We start from the raw sequence: 23,429 nt of genomic DNA on the forward strand, positions 1-23,429 counted from the left end.
TTATCCCTCTTGTGTCAGACGTTAACGTTTTAAAGCAGGCCGCAGCAGGCACTCAATCTGTAAATCATGACGTCATTGGCTCTCGAATAGTCGCCCTCGAAAAAGTATAGACGCGGGGCGAAAGTCAACGAGGGAACCGGCGGGCCATCGTTAAAAAACCTCAATCAAGCTTGCTGAGATCACGTTCAATATCGGCATGCCGTCCATTGTCAGCGATTTCCCGCCCTGGACGCGGCGCTGCTTTGAGTGCTTTTTCCAGATATTGCCTGGCGATCTGGTTATTACCCTGATTGAGCTGGAAATCGCCATAAAAATAAAGAGGGTGGAGATTTATTTTCACTGCCCTCAGGTTGGCGTAATTGAGAATTATTAACATCTGTTTTTATCGCAAAGGCGAAATAGATAATTCACCAAAAAACTACTGCTAAAGCGGCAGCCATACCTGATGGAACAAACACCGTTAGATTATTCATCCTCTCAATACCCGCAGACTTTACTGCATAAGTGATTCGCTGCGCTTTTTACACATTTCACGTTCTGGAATCGAACCTGGCGGGTACTTAAAAAGTGTAAGTATTGATTCTTTATTTATAATTTTTACCCGGTTTTAGCTAAAGTGGATATCATTCTGACTAAACCATAATGGCTTTACGATGCCGACATCTTTAACCTCCACGTTGTATGCCCGTTTGCGTCTGGTGCTCTCTGTTGCTGCCGGTTTAATGTGCTACTTTTTACTCTCTGCTCAGTTGGGTCAGATGCAGCGTTTGTTGATTAGCTGGAATGTGTGGGCCTGGCTCTATCTCTGCATTCTCTGGGTTCGCATGCTGCGAACCGATGCAACAGGAATTAAGCGTATTGCTCAGCTGCAGGATCAGAGTGCCGCGCTGGTGCTGGGAATCGTGATTGTGGCGTGTATGGTCAGTATTGTGGCTATTCTGAGTGAACTCCCTACCCTGAAAGGATTGACCGGCACACCACGACTCCTGCATTTGTTGCTGACAGCAATGACATTGATCGCATCCTGGGCCATGTTGCCCAGCTCATTTGCGATGCACTATGCTCATCAGCACTACCTTAACCGGAGTGAACATGTGAGTCCGTTGATATTCCCCGATAAAACGACGGATCCGGGCTACTGGGATTTCCTCTACTTTTCATTCACCATCGCGGTTGCGTCACAAACTGCGGACGTTGCCACCGGAACCACAGAGATGCGTAAACTCGCATTACTGCAATCTGTTATCTCCTTTATTTTCAATCTGGCTATTCTGGGTTTATCGGTGAATGTCGGGGCTGGTTTACTGAATTAAATCCAGTGACAGCCTGGCATCATTTGCGGAGCTGTCATTCTGTAACAACCTGGTCACCTTAAGTGATTATAACAATGTGTAATGAGGTGTTATCTGCCTCTTCAACCGACACGCACTGCCGTGTAAGTTCTGTCGTGTTATACGTTTGTTGTTCCCGTGATCCGATCAGGAGAAAGAGAGTGAAAGCAACTGCAATGGTTACAACCAGCCTGTTAATGCTGATGAGTAGTGTTCATGCTGAAGGTCTGACGACCTCAGCGGATGGTAAAAACCTGACTGTCAGTTTCGGGCAGCCCACCATCAAACAGGTGCTGCACTACCGCAAAATGTATGACAAAAAGCCGTTTCCGGACGCTGAGATCTATTATTACGACAATGGCACCTATAAGATCATTTCTCAGGGCGAAAACCACTACGGCGTTTACGTTATGCAGGGCAAGTTTGATGATGAAACGTTCACCGTGCGTTTTATCTCTCTGCCTTCTGCTGACTGGGGGAATAAAACGGCCTTTCACCAGTTAACTTTTATCAAAAGTGAAAAGCAGAACGTTTTCATTCAGAACGCGATTGTCGACACCGGCGAGGCCATCGCACAGCAGAACGGCACCTATACACAGGAAATGAATACGGTCACAAACCCCGTTTCTACCCACTGGGAAAACAAATAATTGCCGCAGCGGGTCAGCCACCTTTGTCTGACCCTCGTGCTTTTTGCGGAGGAACGACCCACAGCTGTTTCAATCCACTCATTTTTAACTCAGAAGATGATTAGCCGTTCTGAAATGACTACTCTTATGTCTCGCAGTCCGATGCGCTTAACCCGCCATTCGCGCTGTAAATGGGCGGCAAAGCACACCACGTGTATCCGGCCCATGAAAGGCAGTGTCTGATTCCGTCTGACGCAAAAATCCTGCCACTTTCTCTTAAGGTCCTGAGGCGTAAATATGGACAGAGTTTTGCCCCTGCTCGATGTGCAGGAGGTCACTTTTTCAGTCGGAGATCGTCAGCTACTACGACCGGTATCTCTGCAGTTACATCAGGGCGATTGCGTATTACTGACCGGCCCTTCTGGCAGTGGAAAAAGCACACTTTTAAAAATTATGGCTTCCCTCATTACGCCAGATTCCGGGCAACTCTTCTTCAAAAACCACGACATCACCACCCTGGACGCAGAGGCGTATCGCCAGCAGGTCTCGTACTGTTTTCAGACACCGCAGCTGTTTGGTCAGACGGTTTACGACAACCTCGCGCTTCCCTGGCAGATCCGGCGCCAGAAACCGCATCGGGAAAGGCTTGTTGCTCACCTTGAGAGTGTCAATCTCTCACCCGATATGCTGAATAAATCTGTTGAACAGCTCTCCGGTGGGGAAAAGCAGCGTATCGGGCTGCTTCGTAATCTGCAGTTTATGCCGGATATTTTGCTACTGGATGAAGTCACCAGCGCCCTTGATGACGTAAACAGGCTGGCGGTGCTTTCATTGATTAACAGAATTTCAGTTGAAGACAAGGTGGCGGTGGTGCGTATCAGTCACGATGTAAATGACATTCAGCAGGCCGGGAATGCGCTTCGTCTGGCAGCGCCCGAAGAGGAGCATCAGCGTGAATCAACATAATATTAGTGACACCTCACTGTTGCTCTCATTGACGCTGGTCGTCATTGCTTTGCTAATCAGTCAGAAAGAAAAGCTCGGCATGAGCAAAGATATTATCTGGAGTGTATGCCGGGCGATTATCCAGCTGATTATTGTTGGCTTCGTGCTGAAGTCAATTTTCGACGTTAATAACAGCTGGCTGACGGTAGTGATGGTGTTGTTTATCTGCGTAAATGCCGCAATCAATGCACGCAAGCGCGGTCGGAATATCGATAACGCCTTTGCGATATCTTTTGTCGCTATTTTCAGTGGCACCGTCATCACACTGACGATTCTGGTGCTTAGCGGCGCAATCGCCTTTGTGCCGATGCAGGTCATTCCCATCTCAGGCATGATTGCCGGTAATGCCATGGTCGCGGTAGGGCTCTGTTACAGCAATCTGAACCAGCGTTTCAGCGATAATCACCAGAAAATTATGGAGATGCTGAGCCTGGGCGCATCAGTGAAGTTGTCGTCGGGCCGTATTATTGCTGACAGCATTCGTACAGCTCTGATCCCCACGGTAGATGCGGCCAAAACGGTCGGACTGGTCAGCCTTCCTGGGATGATGTCAGGATTGATCTTCGCAGGAATCGATCCGCTCAAAGCAATTAAGTATCAGATTATGGTGACGTTCATGCTGATTGGAACCGCCAGCCTGTCAACAATCATTGCGGTCTACTTATCTTACCGACGTTTTTATAATGCCAGGTCGCAGCTGAAAATATCGGATAACAACTCTCATTAATGATCGTGGCTGCGTGCTCTGAGCATAACAGCCAGTGATTATAGTCAGTCTGCCATCAGTTAACGCGCACGCGCCTGATTGATGGCGGACCGCTTCAACAGCCCTTGCATCAGGCGAATTGTAAGGGTCAGATTCATGTTTATTGATTACATATTCCTGTGCCTCATGCACCGCTGTGATTGAGTTTACTTCTGTCAGTGATAATAGCGGTCTCGCGATTGCTTAAATTCATAGTGATGGACGCAGAGTCCACTCAAAACCTTTCAATTGTAGATTGGTCGATCTACAATGCTCCTGTTCACAGAGGAGAGCCCTATGAAAGCAGCTGCGGGAAGACCGAGAGAGTTCGATCCAGACGTGTTTCTCAATACAGCACTTGAATGTTTCTGGCGAAACGGATACCAGGCGACATCGATGGCTGACCTCATGAAAGCCTCAGGCCTGGCGAGTGCCAGTATTTATAAGCTTTATCCGGATAAGCGCGCTATATACCTTGCTGCATTACAGCGCTACATGGAGGATGGCAATTCAAGAACGGCAAAGCGAAATGCAGAAATGTCGCCTGAGGCAGCGCTGCGAGAAATGCTTGAATTTGTGGCCCAGCTATCATCTGCTCCTTTGGGAGAGAAAGGCTGCTTTACTATTGCAGCAGCCAGTGAGCTTTTACCTGGGGACGAAGAGGTAAAATCAAAAGTATCTTCTAAATTCAATAATATTATCAATGAATTAGAATGGATATTAGTAAGAGGTCAGCAGGAGGGTATCTTTCGGCAGGATGAACATGCCAGGGTCATGGCTCAAAGCATTTTTATGATGCTGGAGGGCATGAGGATTTATGGAAAACTTCAGCCTGAGATAAAAGAACTTCAAAGCACTAACGATTTTATTGTCAGGACGATACTGGCGGAAAATTATAATAAAGCCGGGCAACTCTCGGTTAAGGCATCCGCATGATTGCGGTTGGCACCATTGTTCGTCGACGAAACAGAAGAAAAAAAATGATTGTGCTTGAATGCACCGACGAGAGGGTAGTCTGCGGCTGGATCGATAAAGGACGTTTTTTTAAAAGATCTTTTACCTTATCAGAATTGAACATATGCACACCGTATTCAAATTTCTGGCCTGTGACCTGAAAGTGTCGTGATGATTAATATCAGATGGTGCCCATTAAAATAAATAACCAGCAGAACCCTGAAAACGCATTGCCGTTATTAAACGATCTGCCAACGTTTAAAGCCGATAACCCGGTACCCGACGCAATTTCAAAGACGACTGCCGCAAGGAGTAGGGGTGTCAGATATAAGACGGTTCAATTTGCAAAGAGATGCCGCCAGGCGTGCAGGAAGAAATCGCTGAGCTTGCCCCTGCATTTAGTCGCCGGATACACGCCGTGACGAATCGGCAACTGCCATACGATTTTTGTCGTTATGGCTAATTTGACAAACTCTCTCTATGATGGATTTTTTCCCGTGTGTTTATCGGGAACGATCAATGACTTAGGGAAGAATCCTCGCGATGACTTTGTTAAATGACCTCGATCTGCGTCAGCTGGAAGCCTTCTCGGCGGTAATCTCTGCGGGCAGCGTCACCGCGGCAGCCAAAGTGCTAAACCGCTCACAACCCGCCGTTTCCCGTCTGATTCAGGAGCTGGAGCAGTCGCTGGGTTACCCACTGTTTATTCGTAATGGTCCGCGCATTCATCCCTCAGAAGAGGCGTTGCAGCTGCATCAGTATGTGCAAAAAGCGCTGCTGTCATTACAGCAGATACGCTTGCGTGCTCAGGAAATTGCGCATCAGCAGCATCGCCCGCTCAGTATTGCGGCTACGCCCGCGCTGGCTGCCGGCTTATTGCCACAGGCACTGGCTGCGCTGAATCTGCAAAACAAAGTGCAAATCATCAGTGAATCCGCCGTTCAGACGGCGCATGCGGTGATCACCGCAGAGGCTGACATCGGTTTGTGCAGTTTGCCTCTAGAACATCACGCGGTTGAGTTGCACTGGATTGGACAGTCGCAGTGCGTGGTCGCGCTGCCGGAAAAAGATGAGCTGGCATTGAACAGTACGCTATCGCTGAGTCAGTTAGCAGGCCGCCGTTTAATTGCCCCCTGGAGTCCGCAGCGTTTGCGTGGCCGCTATGATAAAGCGCTGAAGAAGGTCAAAGCGCCGCTGCTGGAAACTATCGAAACCAATTCGTCGGCGAATATTCTGGGCTGCGTGCGGGCTGGATTAGGTGTAGCGATCCTCGAACCGGTTACAGGCTGGGGCATGCCGCTGGCCGGTGTGGCGATCCGCCCGCTTCAGGAAGATATCCCTTACTTTTTTGGTGTGATCACGCCTCAGGGCCGCCAGCTTTCCAGCGCGGCGCAGGCGCTGGTGGAGGCGCTGGCAGATGCCGCCGCGCAGTTGCTGCCTGGATTTAAACGTCTGACTGCCAGTGAACACCCTCGCATTATGCGAATCATCAATCAGGATTAATAACGGTTTTCGTTTTAACGTCACTATCAAGTGGAAGGCTGCGATATAGAGATCGTTTTTACTGCAGGTATTAAGGCAGAACCAGACACCCATTTATAAAAAACCCCTTCATATTCAATGCTTATAGCTTTTTCAGCATAAGATATAAGAAATCCATTGGTCGAATCCTGAGCGGAGTTATTGACTCTGAATTAGGGCAAGAGGATTATGCGAAAACTTAGTTCTTACTATGCGTTTTAATGATTGTTAGCCGCCTATTATGTGTTTTGAAGATAATCAAAGGCCGTCTCATTGACGCACATTGACCGTTTTCGCTCGCTCTCATGCGATCGCTGACACCAGGGGATTGCTTTATGACATTTGTCGCCAAAGGTCTTGATGCGCTGGAAGCTCAGCTTCAGCAGGATCTGGAGTTTCTGGAGCTGCCTGCCAAATCATGGGTACCGGAACGGACTTATCAGAGCGCACCCGTTCGCGATGTAGTGGTGATTGGTGCGGGCATGTGCGGTCTGGCAGCGCTCGCTAAATTACAGTTCACCGGCATTAGCAATGTGGTGGCCTATGACGCTGCGCCCGCAGGGCTGGAAGGGCCTTGGGTTACTTTTGCGCGCATGGAAACGCTGCGCTCGCCGAAAACGCTTCACGGTCCGGCTCTGGGTCTCGCGCAGCTGACCTTCCGTGCATGGTTCACGGCACAGTGGGGGAATGAAGCATGGGAAGCACTGGACAAAATTCCTAAAGCGCAGTGGATGGATTACCTGATTTGGTACCGCAGGGTATTGAATCTGCCGGTGCAGAACAACGTGCGTGTCACCCATATCGCGCAGGCCGGGGATCTCATTGCGCTCGATCTGGACGGTGCCGAAACCGGGCGCGTCTACACACGCCGATTGGTGCTGGCTACCGGGCGTTCAGGACTCGGTGGTTTTGCCGTCCCAGATTTCCTGCAAGGTATCGATCGCCAGTTCTGGGCACACTCCGCCGATAACATCAATTTTGCCGCATTACAGGGCAAACGCGTCGCGGTGATTGGCGCAGGCGCATCGTCGATGGATAACGCTGCCACCGCTCTGGAGCAGGGCGCTGCCACAGTCGATCTGCTGATCCGACGTAAAGAAATGCCGCGCATTAACAAGATGACGGGCATTGGCAGTCAGGGCGTGGTGCATGGCATGTATCAACTCCCCGACGTCTGGAAGTGGAAGTTTGTCGATTACACCGCCGCGACGCAAACGCCGCCGCCACGTGCTTCAACCCTGCGTGTATCCCGTCATGACAATGCACGTTTCTTCCTCGACTGCGCCATCAAGGCCGTTAAGCAGGAAGCCGATGGCTTGCTGATCGAAACGACCCAGGGCGTATTGCGCTACGACTTCCTGATCGCCGCCACCGGCTTCACCAACGATTTCCACGGCCGTCCGGAGTTTGCTGCTATTGCGCCGCATATTCGTAGCTGGTCCGACGGTCGCTATCAGCCGGAAATGGGGACTGCACGACACAGCCTGCTGGAAGCGCCGGATCTCGGTCCTTCGTTTGAATTCCGCGAATTGACGCCGGGTGCCTGCCCGATACTGGCACACATTCACTGTTTCAATGATGCTGCGATGCTGACGCACGGCAAAGTTTCTGGCGATATTCCCGCAGTGAGCGCGGGAGCGGAACGCCTGGTGCGCGGCATTGCTGCTTCACTGTTCGCCGATGACGTCGGGCAGCACTATGCCAACTTACAGGCTTTTAACACCCCGGAATTACTGGGCGATGAATGGGTAGATTCAACCCCGCGACTAAAACAGGAGAACGCGTTGTGAGCGACGTTATTGATCAGGCAGCCGGATTAGTACCCGAAGAAGCGTTGTATCAGACGCGCCGCCTGCGTCCCGAATTTGTTGAGGGTGCAGAAGCGTGCCGTCTGTCAGTGTTAACGCCGGAAGACGAACAGGGTTTGCCTGCGGTTCTCCGTCTGGCGCTGGCGCAACGTATGGCGGTCTTGAACGCGGATGAACCGCTGCAACGCGATTATCATGCACAGCTGGCAGTGTTGAACCCGTCTGACGCGTTACTGGCGCTCGCGGCCGGTAATCCTGTGCATGAGGAACCGCTGGCATCGATTGCACGCCATGCTGACATGGTGACACAGCACCCGATTCAGGCGACTGAACAGCACATTCGCCTGCTGGAGCAGGCCGGCTTGAGCAACCCGCAAATTGTCGCGCTCTCTGAACTGATCGCCTTTCTTAACTTCCAGACGCGGGTCGCGGCTGGCTTACGTCTGATGAGGTCCGCATGATTCCGTCGGTTAATCTCAAGCCGCTGCACTGGCATCCCTATATCACACCCGTAGAGGTTGAACAGGCAACGCCGGCACAGCTTGATGCGATGAAAGTGACGCCGTCCAACAAGAAGATCTCAGAGTATGTGCGCACGCTGGTACACGATCCAGAGAGCTACACTGCGCGTACCGGTTTATTCAACGCCATTATGTATGTTGACGGTGGTCTGAACCGCGCGGATCGTGAACTTGGCGCACTGGGTGCTTCCATTGTTAACGGTTGCCGCTACTGTGCGGTGGTGCATGCGCGCCGTCATGCACAGCTGGCCGACAGCGACGCCGTGGTCAGTGCCATCTATTTCGACCGTGCGGACGTGCTGGGTGAACGCGACGCGGCTATTTATCACTTTGCGCGTCGTTTATCGGTCACACCGTCTGAAGCCACGCCGGAAGATGTTGCCGCACTTCGCGCCGTCGGCATGAACGATCAGGAGATTATCGATCTGATCCACGCTATCGCCATCTTTGGCTGGGCCAACCGTCTGATGCATGTGCTTGGCCATGCTGACCTGAACAAATAAGGGCTGCACCGGATGTTAGAACTCAACAATATTACGCTCGCGTACGGAAGTAACCCGATTCTGAAAGGTGTCGATCTGTCAGTAAAACGCGGCGATGTGGTTTCGATCATTGGGCCAAGTGGTACGGGGAAAACTACGCTGCTGCGCTGCATTAACTACCTGGCGAAGCCGTCAGCGGGGACGATTCAACTCGACCAGATCCGCATGGATTATCAGTCACCCGACAAAGCAGCGATTCAGGCTATCCGTCTGCGCACTGCCATGGTGTTTCAGCAGTTTAACGTGTTTAAAAATATGACGGTGCTGGAAAATGTGATGGATCCGTTGATTGTTATCCAGCGTAAAACCAAACAGCAAGCGCGCGACATCGCCGTGCAGGAGCTGGAACGCGTAGGCCTGGGAACCCGGCTCGATCACTATCCATCGCAGTTATCGGGCGGCCAGTTACAGCGGACCGGTATCGCCCGTGCGTTGGCGGTGCGTCCGGATGTGATGCTGTTTGATGAACCGACCTCATCGCTCGATCCTGAGCTGGTGGGTGAAGTGCTTAAAGTGATTAAAGATGTGGCGTCATCCGGCATTACCTCGCTGCTGGTGACGCACGAAATGCAGTTTGCGAAAAGCATTTCGAATCGCATCGTGTTTATGGATCAGGGTGTGGTGGCGGCGCAGGGGACGCCAGCAGAGATGTTTGATAACCCAACGCTGCCGCGCCTTGCCCAGTTCCTCAACTCAGAAAAAGTATTCTAATAATTAAAGGAATCAAAAACATGCCTGCAATCAAAACCACATTACGTCGCCTGGCCGCGCCTGGCATCATCGCACTGGCCCTGATCAGCGGTAACAGCTTTGCTGACGCCGTTCGTACTATCAAAATCGCCACCGCTGCAGAATCCAAGCCGCTGTCATGGGGCGCAATTGGTCACGAACCCGAGGGATACGAGCCGGACGTGCTGAAAGCCATCAACGCGAAACTGCCACAGTACAAATTTGTGATGGAAGGTGCGGCGGATATCGCACAGGAAACCGGCCTGGTAACCGGCAAATATGACATGGCCACCGGCGGATACTATAAAGCGCCTGCGCGCAGCAAACAGTTCCTGATACCTGATGCGCCAATCGGTGCCAGCCTGATGAAGATCTACAGCCGCAGCGATAGCAATATCAATGGTATGAAAGATTTGGTCGGCAAGAAGATCGTGCCTGTCACCGCAGGTGGGGGCGTGTATAAGTTCGTCACCCAGTGGCAGCAGGATAACCCGAACGACAAGATCACCATCAAAGCGTCCAGCGCCGGGGTGCCTTATCCGGATCGTCTGAAAGAAGTACAGAACGGTAAATATGACGCACTCATCCTGCCTTCAAACCTCGGTGAGCAAACAGTAATCGACAACCAGAAGCTGGCAATCAAAGCCAGTGAGCCGGTGGTCATTAACAATACCTATGTTCTGATCCACCGCTCTGCTCAGAATCAGGCACTGAATGATGACATCACGAAAACGCTGAAAGAGCTGAAGGCGGACGGCACGCTGGATAAGCTGGCGCAAAAGTGGTTTGGCGAAGACGTCTCCAAATACATGAAGTAATAGATTCACTGCGTCCGGCGATGAGCCGGGCGCATGCTGTCCTTATTAGCAGGAGTGTTTAACCGTGAATCTTTCCTCCATGATTCCAGAACTGCTGTCGGCACTGCCTTTAACGCTCGGCATCATGTTTGTGGCGATGATTGTCGGGTTTTTTCTGGCGCTGATCGCGACCTTTTTCCGCGTGCGCCGTATTCCCGTGCTCAGCCAGCTGGCCGATCTCTACGTTTCTTATGCCCGCAGCGTGCCCGTTGTATTGCAGCTGTTTGTGGCTTTCTACGGCATGCCACTGATCACCGATAACTTTGGCTTTAACGACTTCTTCACGGCCAACGTGGCGGCAATGATTGGTCTGAGCCTGTATCACGGCGGTTATTTATCGGAAGTGATGCGCCCGGCTTACCTCGCGGTTGAACGTGGTCAGCACGATGCCACCGACAGCCTTGGTTACAGTTTCCGCCAGAAAATGCTGCGTGTCGTTGGCCCGCAGGCGGTGCACTTTGCGCTGCCGGGTTACGGTAATGCAATCATCTATCTGATTCACAACGTGGCACTGGTGATGTACATCGGTGCAGCAGATGTGATGGCGACCGCGCACCTGATTATGGAACGCGATTACAACCAGTATCAGTTCGGCACCTATCTCGTGCTGGCCGTACTTTATTCGCTGCTGTGCGGCGTCGCATGGCTGGTTATCCGCTTCTTTGAACAACGTCATGCGAAATACAGCTCGAAGTCTGCTGCGCGCGTGAAGTTCACCACCAGCGTTTGAGTGAGGAAGAAAAACCATGTTTGATGCTGAGGTTTTGCTGCCGGACTTCTGGAGCATTCTTGATGCGGTGCCAGTGACGCTGTTGATGGCTGTTACAGTTTTTATCTGTTCGACACTACTGGGCGGGCTGTTTGCCTTTATTGAGCATCGCCGCATGCCGGTGCTGCGCCAGCTGGTGATTATCTACAAAATCGCCTTCAAAGGTGTGCCGATGGTAGTGGTCATTTTCCTCGCCTATTACGGCTTGCCTCCGGCGCTGCACTTTGTTGCCACGTTACTGGGCGTGGAAGTCAATGCACACTCGCTGCCGAACTGGGTGATCATAATCGTGGCGTTAAGCGCCTGCGTCGCAGCATTCCAGGCTGAAGTGTGGAAAGGGGCACTGAACTCGTTTGACAACGGCCAGTCGGATGCCGCCCTGTCACTCGGTTACAGCGGCGGACAGCTGTTTCGCCGGGTGATGTTCCCGCAGATTATCGTCGCGGCGATTCCCGATCTGGCAAATGCTTTTATGGTGATCATGAAAGCGCTGTCGCTGGCATTTGCCATCGAAGTAGTCGATATCTTTGCTCAGGCACAATTGACGGCAGCACTGAACTTCTATTATCTCGAAGCTTTCCTGATTGCGGTGGTGTTCTACATGGTAATTGCCTACTTAGTCACCCGAATTGCTGACAGGATTGAGGCAGCGCTGCGCGTGCGGATTTAATCAGTATCGTGCTTTACCTGACCGGCAAGTCACTAAACGGGTTGATGCCGTTTTGATAATTGGCGATTAAACAATCCAGCAACTGTATAAAAATCCGGAAGCATTTCGTTTCCGGATTTTTTATGTCGTTTAGTCAGACCATGAACCGAAAACAGACACCTGGCCTATACAGGCATGCCCTTAAACCCTGGAGCAGGGCAGGCCCCATTGTTGATGACTGAATAACCCGTACAGGATGAACTGCATTCACTCTGAATGCGTATCAGCCAGTTACTGCGCTATACATAAGTGAATTACTAACTGCATTTTTATCGTTGTGGTGAAGAGTCATGATAAAACGTTGATGTCGTGATTATTCCCGTTGCGAACTGATTGCCCGCAACGGAAACGTTCTGTTTCAGCGCCTTTTAATCCATCAACATGATAAAAACAGCGGCATTGCCAGATTGATTTTAATAAATATCCGGATCAAAGATGACTGTTACAGCACCACGATACGTATCCGGGCGGGTTTTTAGCATGGTATCAACGTCTTTTTGCCCTACCAGAAATTCGATGCTTCCAGCTCTGTTCTCACCAAAGCTTTTTGTTGTGAATACGTTTTTTGTTAAATCTTTCCCTGCGGTCAGTCGCCGTTTTGACACGGTTGAGCCTGTTGAACGATCAATAATATTCTCCGGCAGGGTCAGAAGGGTCCGGACGGGCACGGTCTGCGAAGGCGTGTTGTCGCTTTTAAGGGCGCAGTCTGAACCGCTCTGCTGCTCGCATTGGAGATAAACCGTAAATTCGCCAGAGCTTGAAAGATTAAAGTTACTTTTTCCGGTCAGTTCAGGAGTGATACGGTTCACCATCCAGCGCTCCCAGTTTGCAGAACCTTCCTCTTCACTACAGATGCGGCCGGGCGCACAGGGCTGCAGGGACACTGCCCGGTTTTCGGGTGTCGTTGTCAGTTTGAGTTCATGATTCACGGTCAGTGTAAAATTGATATCGAGTTCGTTGTCTGATGCCTGAAAGTTGTCACCGAAATCGATATCGCCTCCAGGTCCGACACGTAGGGCTAGCCTTCCAGTATAAATTCCGGATTCCATTTTCAATGGATCTGGGGCTTTGAGGTCATATCCAAAACTTAGCTCATCGACTTTATTTATGAATTTACTATCGCCAACCGGGCGTTCAACACTGCTTATTTTATAACACCCGGAATTTCCTTCTGGGACGCTCCATAACCATGCCAGCGTAAGATTACCGGCCCAACCTGGATGTAAACTACTGCAACCGCCATCAGGATATCGACTGAAAGCAGCGTCTCCCCGACCCCAATTGTATACTCCTGAGTCACTATTGGCAGTATAACGACCACTAAACGACGATACCCTGAAATTCACCTCCTGCGTGTTTCCCGTTTCTATATTTGTAACCATTATCTTCCGGGTAGCCGAGGGCCATTTAAAAAAAAGACTCTCTCTTTTGTCATCCTGTGGTGTCAGCCCTCTGGATGGGGTAAGTGTCAGTCCAGTCACCAGACTTTTTGTCCCGTCGACACAGCTTTCTGGCACTGTGACACAATATCCACTTTGCGGTGTGGTATTCGTGAACGCATTATTTTCCGGATTATCCATTGAAGGTGAAAACGATGCTGAGATATCCATTGTTGCGGCGTTGGCCGATGCACAGCCGGCAAGCAGCAGGGTGCTCATCAAAAACCGTAATATTACGCTCTTCATTTTTTGTCTCCCGTGTCGATAGCCCGGCATTTTATTGCGCTGATGAATTGCACTTTTTTATTTGTGTCGATTCCGGTCGGGAGGTCACACTGCATTGCGGGTAAACCTTCTTCGGCCCTGATCTTAAGTTTTCTGTTCTCTGTTCCGGAGTCCAGTGTCAGTACTCCCTCAGCGTTTATCACGCCACTGGCTACATCAGTGTTCACATAGCGGTTTCTCAGGACATTGCCATTTTCGTCCTGCAGCATCCCTACGAGAGTGAAGGTCTTCACTGCCTTTACTTTTATGTATTTCACGCTGCCACGTTGCATCTGCACACTGTCGAAGGCTGGTGAGACCTGTACAGCATCACCGCCACTGGCAGTAAACTGGACGTTATCTTTTTTCCACAACTCTGCCGGTACAATATTACGACCCACTTTCAACCGCGTCTCAGCCATCCGGCCTGAAGCCAGGATATTCGTCGTGTCATCATCTGAGTCCACGTCGACAATCAGGGCGGACTCCATGCTACGACTTTTACTTCCGTTGACAGACGCCATTTTGCCTCCGCCAATAACCAGAACCTGGCTCAGATTACCGCCCGCTACGTTGGTATTACCCTGAGTATTATGTTGAACGTAACCATCTCCGCTAACGTACGGCGTATCAACTGAGGCATTGCCGCTGATGACGGTATTTAGCTGACTGTATGAGACGCCGCCTCCGAGAGTGCGGATGCTACTGTCCTCTCCGGGCTGCCACTGATAGTTCAGACTGGAATACCCATGGTTCTGGTTCATGCCTGTTTCAGTTGACAGGATGTGCCGTGCCGCCGGTGCCAGTGAGATGCTGACACCAAATGAAATACCATGGTCGCGACGATTGTCATTAAAGCCGGGGCGGTCGTATGCGCTGACCCGATAATTTATGTCATGTCCGGACAGAGAGGCCAGCGTGGTCAGTGATATATCGGCACCCAATCCGCGGCGCCAGACAGTATCCATATATTGCCCGTTAACAATGACGGATGTTGACCAGGGAAGCCGGAGCGAAAGGGTGCTTCCCCATGTATCGCCCTGCTGGCGTGATGACGTTCTGTGCCCATAGATATCTGACGTTGTTGAGCGCCAGAATATGCTGGCAGAACTGCCACCGGAGATATTGCGATAATAGCGAATGTCGGTATTTTGGTTCGTTTGATATTCTGTGTTTCCCAGCGTGTATTGGGCAAAAAGAGTGTCATCAGGGGATAGCGTTATATTCGCCCGTGTTCTGACCTGATTTTCCTTATCTGTCGCCGCTCCGCTAATGCCCAGAACAGCACGGGGGTGTGCCAGCACATCAATGCCACCCCCAACGGCATAAGGGTTATCGTCTCGTACGCGACCCTTTCCAGAAGCCAGGGTTCTGTGCTGGCCACTCCAGAGATTCATACGCCAGCGTCGGTTTGGGTCGCTCCATCCCTGAGGTTTGTAGATCTGCGCCTGCTGAGTATCGACGGTTTGCCCATTTTCAATGATTTTAATGGTTATATCGTAAATGCCACCAGGCAACTGACGGGTGTCCAGCGCCTGCACACCAGCCTGTAATTCCTGGGTATGAATCAGGCGATTATCACGCCAGACTTCTGCGATGGATCGATTACGTCCAGTCACATAAACAGGCCAGGCGCTGACACTGTCCGTACTGACCAGGAGTGTATCTGAAGTTCCCCACATTGCACCGACTACGGTGTCGTAACCGAATCCGGATGTCTGTACATTACCGGTATCATTGTCTGGAGTAAAAAAGCCCAGGCGAATAAAACTGCCCTGAAGTTCTTTTTGCGTGTAGAGTTCATAAAGACTAGAACTACTATAGTTATATTTACCGTTCGTTCCGGATGACTGAAAGGATGCTTTCTGGCTCCAGTTAGCAAGAGATGAAGTGAGCGATGAATTTATGCCCCAGCTTCGTGATGCCTCCGAGGTTGTAACCGATGCATCGTTATACATAATTATTCCACCGGGTGTTTCTTCCGGCATGGAAATGTATGTGCTTCTGGCACGGGCTGTCTCATAATTCTGGGTATAAAGTTTCAGCACAGAATTATCAAGTTTGTACTGCACCGCCATCAGGCCGGATGGACAGTTTTTCTCGCATTTACCAATCGATACGCCTTTTGCAAGTAAATCACGCCATAGCGTCTGAATTTCCGGGTCAGTATCCTGAGCGTCATCGATTATACGCAGCAGACGAATATTTCCATTTTCTTTTAAGGCAACCGCCGCATCAAATAACCGGCTGTCATTCAGATAGACCTGAACAATAATCTCAGAGTTGTAGAAGTACCGGCGGAAATCTTCAGGTAATTTCCGCATATTTGCGGCCAGCATCATATCATCAGCATGGGATATAAGCGGAAGTAAAATAAGTGCAAAAAGAGTCTTTTTCATAAAAAACCGCCACAATCCTGTGGCGGCCCTCATCTGGTGTGCTCAATGAAATATTTAACTCATATTTATCAGGACTCTGGCGTAACGACAGCAGGTTCAAAGACCATTGCAACTGAACCAGTGAACGAACCACTCATATCAAGAGCCTTCTCATCAGCCTGAGAGATTTTTAACATTGTTCGACCACCGGCTTTGGCATCTTCATTGGTAACAACAGTTGTAGCTGTTTTGCTAAGGGTTACACCATTAAATGTCACAGCCAGAGGAATAACATCTGTTCCATTAGATAGCTGCGGTTTACCATCAGAGTTGAGGTTTCCGGTCAGTGTTGCCTGAATACCACCATTGGTATTTTTATACTGAAACTCTTTCTCAAAGACTTTAAGTTTGCTGGTAGAAATGTCGTAAGCCATATCCTGTGTCTGGTTAATCCAGCCAGAATCAACAGGGATCACCTGAAAAGTATCTGAAGGAACAGTTGCAGATAAATTGATGGTATAGCTTTGGCTGTCAGCTGCATGCGCAACTGCGCCGCCTAAAATTGCACAGGAAATTAGTGCGGTAGAAAAGGATTTTTTAAGAATAGAAAGGTTGCGTTTCATGTTTAATAATATCCTAATGTTTTAAGTGGTCTTTAATTACAGGCAAACTTTCGCCTGAAGATATTTACGGAATTAATAACTCAAATTCCGTTTGTTGCTTCCCTCAATAAGAGTGAAATTCGTTTTATATCCTGCCTTCCGTTTCACATCGTGTGTTCGGCCAGGAAGAATGAATTCTCGTGTTACGGAACCACAATCCGTATTCGCAAATTTACATTGGCGTATTGCATCCAGTGACACCGTAGCGTTGCCGTTATTTCGCACTGATAAAGAGTCTGGCGCCGCATCGTGTATCACGGTATTAAATAAAGGCTTTTCCGGTTGGACGATTAGAATAGTTCCGTACCCGGTGAGGACATTAAGTCCTGCCTGCAGGTTTTCTTTACGGTATTCACTCACTGCTTTCTTATCAAGTCCAAAGCCATCGTCGCTCTCTGGCATAACAGGGATGAATCTGATGCGAAAATATCGCTCACTGTTACGCTCACCAGGCCAGAGCATACGGACACTCTGAAATCCTGATGGGGGAATAATAAGGCGCTGTGGTGTCACAATAAGTCTCTCACGTTCCAGTGTTTTTCCGGATACCTCTTTTTGTGGTAACTCATTATTTTTATCCTGTCGCTCAGGATGTATTTCAAGAATCTCAACCCGAACAAATGCGGTGGAGTCACCTGTGTTATATATTCTTTTAGTCATACTTTGCATTCCTGGCGTCAGGACATCATACATACTGCCGATGCCAATAACCGGTGTAGCGAAAGTTGATGGCGAAAATAACAAAAAAACAAGGGCTGCACTCACGCAGGAAATTATCCGATTAGTATATTTTACTATCATAAAAAACCAACTTTATAGAATTACTCAGCCCTGATCGAAGGCCATGAGTAAATGTCACAATACTGTTTCACCCGTTTTGCCTGTACTGGCTGATAGAATGAAAAAGCCAGCATTCCTGAATTTATTCCATGATTAAGGGGTTGCTATCCAGCATTGCAATTATAAATATCAAGCCAGAATTAAGGTTCATTACGTATAGAGTTGTACGATCAACAACTACAGCTGGCCATATTCATTGTTTAAATTACTTCTCAATAACTTTATCTTTTCTTTTTTGTTCCACGACCTTCTCCCATAATGAATAAAGCTTAGCGTGAATCCTAAAACCAACCTCAGGCAAGCAACGCTATAAAACGTGATGTCATTATCTGAGATGACAAACTCACTGTGCTCTGGGTTTGAGAATTGTACATCGATGAAGGTTTGCGACAATCTATATGTATAAAGAAGAAGTATATAGGTTTTTATTCTAATATTTAGATATAATTTAGATGATAGTACTGATATTCATTTAATAACTGGAGGGTTACATTTCCAGGATTAGGCACACAATAGTCTGTTGTTCACAGGATTGAGATGAATTGGACTGCGTTAAATTATCGTCCTCACTTCTGGAGGAAATCGTGAATAACAACAGAATCGTTTTTAGTCTGGTTATCGTCCTGACAATATTTTGGGTTGGTGCGTCTCAAGCGAAGACATCAAAGCAAAACGATGATCACATTCGCCAGCGCATTATCGAGGATTCAATCGTCTCATATTCAGGTGTATGTGCATGCCCATTTAGTGCTGCGCGAAATGGCAGTAGCTGTGGCGGACGAAGCGCATGGAGCAAGCAGGGTGGTTATGCACCGACCTGTTATAAAAAAGAAGTCTCTAAACAGATGGTTGATGAATGGCGTCAAAATCATGATGCTTAAATAACTGCGGGAGGGGTAGGTGATAATTTTTTGAGCCAGCGTAAAACATAAACTGCGAATTCCTGCTGTTCATGCACAGCTACACCTGTATTTATTCTGGGTAGTTAACAATAAAAATCAACAATAGCCGGATAAAGTGTTATCCGGCCATTGGCGGGTTTAGGTCAACACCAAAGTTCAGCTTATTTCTGAGCCTGCTGTGCCTGCTGATTTTTCTCAGCTTCTTTCTGCTTTTTCTTTGCCATATGGTGACCGACTGCGCAGCCTGCTGCAGCTCCGGCGACACCATGATGAGCAACATGACCTGCCACGCCTCCGACTGCGGCTCCTTTAAGACATCCCTCAGCATTAGCCTGTAAATTTACTGACAAAAACAAGCCGGTAGCAATAACGATAACTGATAATTTTTTCATTACTCAATATCCTGGTAGTCATAGTTGCACGTTGAACTCATCAGAGCTTAGCTCCTCTTTGGCTCTTTTCTCTCGTCAGGATACAGATATCACGAAGATAGTTACCTGTGGTTACGCTTTTCAGCCAGTGAGGCGAAAAAATGGCGAGTTTTTATTCAGAATAGTAATCTGCATCTGTTTACAGATAATATTTCGTGCAGGAATTCTTTTCCTTTATAAAGTGAGAGGGCATGTAGTCACTGTGAACCAGAAGAATAACCGGCTGTCGCAGAGATTGCTCTTTTGGCCAGTTACTTTTAAACCGTGCAATGACGCGCGCTTTCCCATCGGCCTGTTTCGACCCTTTTCACGCCATTCATGCGAGTAAGAGAGCCTTTGGCTGGCTGGGTTGTCAGGGATTGATCGTATTCATACAAAATACCCATGGCATCCTGTTGAGAACTGGTCATGCTTTGAGCGGGTGTCGTTCTTGCGTTAACCTCGCCGGGAAACCGTTTCTGTCTGACGCGGCACTGAAACGTCTCAGAGCGCCTGCGTTTTAAAAAGACTATTATGATTGGCAGAGACAAAACGATGATAATTAAACGCTGTTTAAACGGCTTGCTTAATGAATAATTAAAATTGTTTTTGTTTAACCTGCAGACAATCTTTGAAAAATAATTCGGTTCTAATGGATTCTTAATAAACTTAATTTATAACTAACCTGTAAAGTTCACAAAATATAAATCTAATATAGCTTGATCCCGACTGAGGAAAATGGTTCAAATTAAAGCGACAGCTTAGCCGCAGAGTGGGGAGGTCAGCAGTTATTACTCCTGTGTAGAATATAAATAAATCTTCAACGAACGTGTTTCGTAAAATATCTGCAGTGTTGTTGAGCCTGGCGATAGAAACTGGCCTTATACTGGTCGGGTTTACGAAGTGACAGGTTTGGAAGGCATTGACGTCGGACTCAGCAGTAAACCTGAACTGACCAGCGCATACATCAGAAATGATTTACCTGAACAATTTATTTTTTAATTGTTTCCTGTTTGGGAAGCGGTTTAGTAATGCTTCCTTTGATCAATCAGATTAAATGGCACTATCATGAAAAAAATCCTTATTACTGGTTCTACAGGTTTTTTAGGCGGGGCTGTTGTAGCAAATTTATTACAGAACAAGGTCAAGGATAGGCTGCTGCTGCTGGTCAGAGGCGAGACGGTTGAAGAAGGGCTAAAAAGGCTTAAAGCTAACCTTAAAAACTTTGGCTTAAGTGAGTCAGTTATTCACACGATAACACCTGAAAATATCATTTTAGGTGATCTGGCATTAACGGAAAACTTTATCAATGACTCTCGGATTAATGACGTCACCCACGTTATTAACTGTGCTGCCGTTGCCTCTTTTGGTAACAATCCCACTATCTGGAAAGTGAATGTTGAAGGCACATTCCAGTTCGCTGAACGCATGAGCCGTGTCGCGGGACTTGAGAAATTTATCCACGTGGGTACGGCGATGTCTTGTGCACCGGAGCGTGGCTCGCTGGTGACTGAAGGCGGACTCGATTCCAGCCGCGATCAGCATGTTGTCGAGTACACCTGGAGTAAGGCCTCAATTGAAAAAATGATGACCGAAAAGCTGCCGGAACTGCCTCTGGTCATTGCCCGGCCATCAATCGTCGTGGGCCATTCCGATCAGGGTTGTCTGCCGTCAGCCAGTATTTTCTGGGTATTCCGTATGGCGCTGGCATTAGGGAAATTCACCTGCGACCTGGACGATCGTATTGATGTCGTTCCGGTTGATTACTGCGCGGATGCCCTGGTGATGCTGCTTGATGCAGAAGACGTCATTAATGAGGTGATTCATATCTCTGCTGGCACACAGAGCAGTGTGACCTTCGCTGAAATTGACGAAGCGATGGCTAAAGCATCAGGGAGCAGGGCACTCGGCGTTGATTATCAGAAGGTGTCCTATAAACAGCTCTCAGACAGCAGAAGAACCTTTAAGGATCTGTTCGGGCCCTGCAACGAACGCATCATGCTGCGCGCCATGAATTTGTATGGTCATTTCTCAAACCTGAATGTGGTATTCGATAATTCCAAACTGCTGCAACTGGGTATGAACAAACCCTCAAGATTTACCGATTACCTGGATCGCTGCGTAGTAACAACCCGCGACTCCACCATCGCCGAGTTGATGCAGGTTGATTTCAAATAGTGGATACGGTGAGCCTGCCAGTAAAGCACATGCTGTTTTGGTGAAGAGCGGGCTGTGTAAATCATTATCCTGTCAGGCTGGCAGCTGATGACGCACAGCGTTCATCCCGGGCTGGTATCACTTGCTGCCCGATTGAGACTGGAATTTATACGCCATGGATGGCATTGAGGAACATAAGTGAGTCACAAGATCATTACGTTGATGTTTCACTCCTGAAGCACTTCTTTATCGCATTTTTATCCAGTCAAAAAGCCCTTTTCTGCATCAGCAATAACACCCCATCAACGTCTTCAATTTTACTCAAAACGCGTCATTGTGACTCCAGACTTATTAGGTCTGGAGTCACAGATAAATTGTGACTAGAATGGCCCGCTTTGAAGTTAGCTACAGGTAGCGATGTGACAACAAATCTGACTCAGACCATGGACCGTTCAGCGTATGTGGGCCGTCATGTACTGGTCTGGCTGGAGCAGGTAAAAACTGCCACGCTTAGTGAGCTGGATAATTTTGGCGATGAAGGCACGGTTGAGCAGGTGATGAAAGTCTGGGTCAAACTGTCATTGCTAAGTAGCCGGCGGCGTCCCGAGATTGCGATCTCATCGCTGCTGAAACATGTTCTGCCCAACATCGGGTTGCTGCCCCTCAAAGCACTGAACCGTTTACGGCTCAACCGGCTCTACAACATTCTGATTGCCGACGGTAAAAAAGAGGAGGCGCGAAGGGTCTTTGCGCTGACTAAACAATTCCTTGCCTGGGCTGAGATGCAGGGTTATCTCGATCATTCACCCATTGCCTCAATGAAGAAACGGGATGTCGCAGGTCGCTCAACGCCGCCGCGCAGTCGGCAACTCACTGATGCGGAAATCTGGGTTTTCTGGCATGGGCTGGACAACTGGGCATTATCAGAACAAGTCCGCTGGGCGCTGCGTTTGTGTCTTGTCAGTGCCCGACGGCCTGATGAAATCGTACAGGCGCAAAAAACAGAGTTCGATCTGCAGTTAGGATTGTGGATGCAGGGCACACGCAATAAATCACAGCGGGAACATGTGTTACCCATTTCACCCCTGATGAAGCAATGCATCGAAGCATTGCTGCGCGATGCGGATCCCGATTCCCCCTGGCTGGTGCCCGCGCCACGTGATCCGCAACAGCCACTGTCAAAAGGCGCACTGAACCAGGCATTGCGCCGGATGATTCGCGCTCCACGCGGACTCGGGCTGGAAGCCTTTACGCCGCGCGATTTGCGCCGGACCGCACGATCTAAACTTTCCGCGCTCGACACGCCTAATGATGTGGCCCGCAAAATCATGAATCATGCGCTGGAGGGTATCGACCGGGTGTATGACACTCATGACTATCTGAGCCAGATGCGCAGCGCGATGAACACCTTCTCGGATGCAGTTGAGCAGATTATTCACTGCGAAAGTTATTATCTGCTGCGACATCGCTATGATGGCGAGACGCTTTCCCTGAACGATCTCTCTATCATGGCGATGTCACGCTAACGCTTTCATTCAGGGTAATCAGAAGTGGTAGCGCAGCCAGGCAAAATAGACGTTCCCGTTGTTATGCGTACCGGGAATATAGGTCATCTGGAAATCGAGATCGCCATAGCCGATTGAGGCCAGTGGCAGGACGGCTGGCACTGGAATATAGTCCCAGTTGTGTCGTGCGGTGACGCCAACAGTGTAACCTGCGCCCCAGTGAAAATTCTGATCAGCAAGCGGGCGCCAGGTTGCCACCCAGCCATAGCCACTGAAGGGTTCCCATTTATTAAAGGAGTCCTTAAACGCCATTAAATAGATGCCGTTCCAGTTGCCTTTTTCGTCGTAACGGGAAATCCCTCCACCTGCGCCCCAGGGTCTTTCATTATATTTATTAATATGTTCCCGATCGTAGGTTGCACGGTTGTGCCAGGTAATAGCGGGAAGGTAAAAGTCGATTCCCTCAGGTTGCTGCCAGGTGGTGGCGACGTTATTGCTGAAATTTTCCCAGCCTGAACTCACATTCTGCATAAGTGTGGCGGCGGAGGCTGAAAATACACTGAAAACGGACGTAATGATCAGCGCTTTAAGAGGTAAAATTTTGCGCATTGACGAATTCCTGCAATATCTGGTGTTAAATAAGGAAAAAAATGAATCAAGACGGGGATTGTTGCATGAGAAAGGGAAACTTCAGCTCAATGAACGGGCATTACAGGATTTTATAATTATTTAAAATGAAGCAGCATTTGCTT

At 49.0% G+C, this 23,429-nt stretch carries 23 protein-coding genes; 16 read left to right on the top strand and 7 right to left on the bottom strand.

Annotated features, from left to right (window positions below):
• Positions 1-160 precede the first annotated feature (160 nt).
• On the bottom strand, positions 161-340 hold the full coding sequence (locus IAI47_RS19850) for a hypothetical protein (protein ID WP_143756052.1): 180 nt from the start codon (positions 338-340) through the stop codon (positions 161-163).
• Between the two features lie 313 nt (positions 341-653).
• On the opposite strand from IAI47_RS19850, the gene IAI47_RS19855 reads away from it, so the two are divergent.
• From IAI47_RS19855 to IAI47_RS19915, 13 genes are all read left to right on the top strand, one after another.
• A complete protein-coding gene (locus IAI47_RS19855) occupies positions 654-1,313 on the top strand; it encodes a DUF1345 domain-containing protein (RefSeq protein ID WP_003855037.1) in 660 nt (219 codons plus the stop codon).
• 179 nt (positions 1,314-1,492) lie between these two features.
• Complete coding sequence (locus IAI47_RS19860) at positions 1,493-1,981, top strand: hypothetical protein (protein WP_003855038.1); 489 nt, start codon at positions 1,493-1,495, stop codon at positions 1,979-1,981.
• 276 nt (positions 1,982-2,257) lie between these two features.
• Positions 2,258-2,926 (top strand): ATP-binding cassette domain-containing protein, encoded by a 669-nt coding sequence (locus IAI47_RS19865; RefSeq protein ID WP_008924626.1) that lies wholly within the window; start codon positions 2,258-2,260, stop codon positions 2,924-2,926.
• Positions 2,913-3,692, top strand: a complete 780-nt coding sequence (gene fetB, locus IAI47_RS19870) for an iron export ABC transporter permease subunit FetB (protein ID WP_003855040.1) — start codon at positions 2,913-2,915, stop codon at positions 3,690-3,692. Before IAI47_RS19865 ends, fetB begins: the two co-directional genes overlap by 14 nt.
• A 315-nt stretch (positions 3,693-4,007) precedes the next feature.
• On the top strand, positions 4,008-4,646 hold the full coding sequence (locus IAI47_RS19875; RefSeq protein WP_008924628.1) for a TetR/AcrR family transcriptional regulator: 639 nt from the start codon (positions 4,008-4,010) through the stop codon (positions 4,644-4,646).
• A 561-nt stretch (positions 4,647-5,207) separates the two neighbouring features.
• A complete protein-coding gene (locus tag IAI47_RS19880; RefSeq protein WP_003855042.1) occupies positions 5,208-6,167 on the top strand; it encodes a LysR family transcriptional regulator in 960 nt (319 codons plus the stop codon).
• Positions 6,168-6,520: 353 nt separating this feature from the next.
• Positions 6,521-7,975 carry an NAD(P)-binding domain-containing protein gene (locus tag IAI47_RS19885; RefSeq protein ID WP_008924629.1) on the top strand — a complete coding sequence of 485 codons (1,455 nt, stop codon included), beginning with the start codon at positions 6,521-6,523 and terminating at the stop codon, positions 7,973-7,975.
• Entirely contained in the window at positions 7,972-8,454 is a 483-nt protein-coding gene (locus IAI47_RS19890; RefSeq protein ID WP_003855044.1) for a CMD domain-containing protein, read from the top strand. The genes IAI47_RS19885 and IAI47_RS19890 overlap by 4 nt, the downstream gene beginning before the upstream one ends.
• Entirely contained in the window at positions 8,451-9,017 is a 567-nt protein-coding gene (locus IAI47_RS19895; RefSeq protein ID WP_008924630.1) for a peroxidase-related enzyme, read from the top strand. The genes IAI47_RS19890 and IAI47_RS19895 overlap by 4 nt, the downstream gene beginning before the upstream one ends.
• 12 nt (positions 9,018-9,029) lie before the next feature.
• Positions 9,030-9,767, top strand: coding sequence for an amino acid ABC transporter ATP-binding protein (locus IAI47_RS19900; RefSeq protein WP_003855046.1), 738 nt, complete (start codon positions 9,030-9,032; stop codon positions 9,765-9,767).
• A gap of 20 nt (positions 9,768-9,787) precedes the next feature.
• Positions 9,788-10,603, top strand: coding sequence for a transporter substrate-binding domain-containing protein (locus tag IAI47_RS19905; RefSeq protein ID WP_003855047.1), 816 nt, complete (start codon positions 9,788-9,790; stop codon positions 10,601-10,603).
• Between the two features lie 64 nt (positions 10,604-10,667).
• On the top strand, positions 10,668-11,372 hold the full coding sequence (locus IAI47_RS19910) for an amino acid ABC transporter permease (RefSeq protein WP_003855049.1): 705 nt from the start codon (positions 10,668-10,670) through the stop codon (positions 11,370-11,372).
• Positions 11,373-11,388: 16 nt separating this feature from the next.
• A complete protein-coding gene (locus IAI47_RS19915; protein ID WP_008924631.1) occupies positions 11,389-12,081 on the top strand; it encodes an amino acid ABC transporter permease in 693 nt (230 codons plus the stop codon).
• Between the two features lie 452 nt (positions 12,082-12,533).
• Here IAI47_RS19915 and IAI47_RS19920 read toward each other — a convergent pair whose 3' ends face one another.
• The 4 genes from IAI47_RS19920 to IAI47_RS19935 all read right to left on the bottom strand — a co-directional run bounded on the left by IAI47_RS19920 (position 12,534) and on the right by IAI47_RS19935 (position 17,523).
• Complete coding sequence (locus tag IAI47_RS19920; RefSeq protein WP_008924632.1) at positions 12,534-13,805, bottom strand: hypothetical protein; 1,272 nt, start codon at positions 13,803-13,805, stop codon at positions 12,534-12,536.
• Complete coding sequence (locus IAI47_RS19925) at positions 13,802-16,222, bottom strand: TcfC E-set like domain-containing protein (RefSeq protein ID WP_033742854.1); 2,421 nt, start codon at positions 16,220-16,222, stop codon at positions 13,802-13,804. Before IAI47_RS19925 ends, IAI47_RS19920 begins: the two co-directional genes overlap by 4 nt.
• 68 nt (positions 16,223-16,290) lie before the next feature.
• Positions 16,291-16,824, bottom strand: coding sequence for a CS1 type fimbrial major subunit (locus IAI47_RS19930; RefSeq protein ID WP_008924634.1), 534 nt, complete (start codon positions 16,822-16,824; stop codon positions 16,291-16,293).
• A 72-nt stretch (positions 16,825-16,896) separates the two neighbouring features.
• On the bottom strand, positions 16,897-17,523 hold the full coding sequence (locus IAI47_RS19935) for a hypothetical protein (protein ID WP_008924635.1): 627 nt from the start codon (positions 17,521-17,523) through the stop codon (positions 16,897-16,899).
• A gap of 803 nt (positions 17,524-18,326) precedes the next feature.
• Here IAI47_RS19935 and IAI47_RS19940 point away from each other — a divergent pair.
• Entirely contained in the window at positions 18,327-18,584 is a 258-nt protein-coding gene (locus tag IAI47_RS19940) for a hypothetical protein (RefSeq protein ID WP_369700109.1), read from the top strand.
• A 182-nt stretch (positions 18,585-18,766) separates the two neighbouring features.
• On the opposite strand, the gene IAI47_RS19945 is transcribed toward IAI47_RS19940, so the two are convergent.
• Entirely contained in the window at positions 18,767-18,997 is a 231-nt protein-coding gene (locus IAI47_RS19945) for a hypothetical protein (protein WP_003855058.1), read from the bottom strand.
• A 1,086-nt stretch (positions 18,998-20,083) separates the two neighbouring features.
• On the opposite strand from IAI47_RS19945, the gene IAI47_RS19950 reads away from it, so the two are divergent.
• Together IAI47_RS19950 and IAI47_RS19955 are read left to right on the top strand one after the other, a co-directional pair.
• On the top strand, positions 20,084-21,193 hold the full coding sequence (locus tag IAI47_RS19950; RefSeq protein ID WP_003855059.1) for an SDR family oxidoreductase: 1,110 nt from the start codon (positions 20,084-20,086) through the stop codon (positions 21,191-21,193).
• 422 nt (positions 21,194-21,615) lie between these two features.
• Positions 21,616-22,698 carry a site-specific integrase gene (locus tag IAI47_RS19955; protein ID WP_181405302.1) on the top strand — a complete coding sequence of 361 codons (1,083 nt, stop codon included), beginning with the start codon at positions 21,616-21,618 and terminating at the stop codon, positions 22,696-22,698.
• Positions 22,699-22,716: 18 nt separating this feature from the next.
• On the opposite strand, the gene pagP is transcribed toward IAI47_RS19955, so the two are convergent.
• A complete protein-coding gene (gene pagP / locus IAI47_RS19960; RefSeq protein WP_008924637.1) occupies positions 22,717-23,286 on the bottom strand; it encodes a lipid IV(A) palmitoyltransferase PagP in 570 nt (189 codons plus the stop codon).
• Positions 23,287-23,429: the final 143 nt, after the last annotated feature.

The organism is Pantoea sp. MT58 (assembly GCF_014495885.1).
Lineage (GTDB): Bacteria > Pseudomonadota > Gammaproteobacteria > Enterobacterales > Enterobacteriaceae > Pantoea > Pantoea eucalypti.

Bases quoted from the DNA above. Each gene is read 5' to 3' on its own strand.
- pagP (WP_008924637.1), bottom strand. From the start codon at position 23,286: ATGCGCAAAATTTTACCTCTTAAAGCGCTGATCATTACGTCCGTTTTC.
- IAI47_RS19855 (WP_003855037.1), top strand. From the start codon at position 654: ATGCCGACATCTTTAACCTCCACGTTGTATGCCCGTTTGCGTCTGGTG.
- IAI47_RS19900 (WP_003855046.1), top strand. From the start codon at position 9,030: ATGTTAGAACTCAACAATATTACGCTCGCGTACGGAAGTAACCCGATT.
- IAI47_RS19935 (WP_008924635.1), bottom strand. From the start codon at position 17,523: ATGACTAAAAGAATATATAACACAGGTGACTCCACCGCATTTGTTCGG.
- IAI47_RS19875 (WP_008924628.1), top strand. From the start codon at position 4,008: ATGAAAGCAGCTGCGGGAAGACCGAGAGAGTTCGATCCAGACGTGTTT.
- IAI47_RS19885 (WP_008924629.1), top strand. From the start codon at position 6,521: ATGACATTTGTCGCCAAAGGTCTTGATGCGCTGGAAGCTCAGCTTCAG.
- IAI47_RS19905 (WP_003855047.1), top strand. From the start codon at position 9,788: ATGCCTGCAATCAAAACCACATTACGTCGCCTGGCCGCGCCTGGCATC.
- IAI47_RS19925 (WP_033742854.1), bottom strand. From the start codon at position 16,222: ATGAAAAAGACTCTTTTTGCACTTATTTTACTTCCGCTTATATCCCAT.
- IAI47_RS19920 (WP_008924632.1), bottom strand. From the start codon at position 13,805: ATGAAGAGCGTAATATTACGGTTTTTGATGAGCACCCTGCTGCTTGCC.
- IAI47_RS19895 (WP_008924630.1), top strand. From the start codon at position 8,451: ATGATTCCGTCGGTTAATCTCAAGCCGCTGCACTGGCATCCCTATATC.
- IAI47_RS19915 (WP_008924631.1), top strand. From the start codon at position 11,389: ATGTTTGATGCTGAGGTTTTGCTGCCGGACTTCTGGAGCATTCTTGAT.
- IAI47_RS19945 (WP_003855058.1), bottom strand. From the start codon at position 18,997: ATGAAAAAATTATCAGTTATCGTTATTGCTACCGGCTTGTTTTTGTCA.
- IAI47_RS19865 (WP_008924626.1), top strand. From the start codon at position 2,258: ATGGACAGAGTTTTGCCCCTGCTCGATGTGCAGGAGGTCACTTTTTCA.
- IAI47_RS19880 (WP_003855042.1), top strand. From the start codon at position 5,208: ATGACTTTGTTAAATGACCTCGATCTGCGTCAGCTGGAAGCCTTCTCG.
- IAI47_RS19950 (WP_003855059.1), top strand. From the start codon at position 20,084: ATGAAAAAAATCCTTATTACTGGTTCTACAGGTTTTTTAGGCGGGGCT.
- IAI47_RS19930 (WP_008924634.1), bottom strand. From the start codon at position 16,824: ATGAAACGCAACCTTTCTATTCTTAAAAAATCCTTTTCTACCGCACTA.
- IAI47_RS19955 (WP_181405302.1), top strand. From the start codon at position 21,616: ATGGACCGTTCAGCGTATGTGGGCCGTCATGTACTGGTCTGGCTGGAG.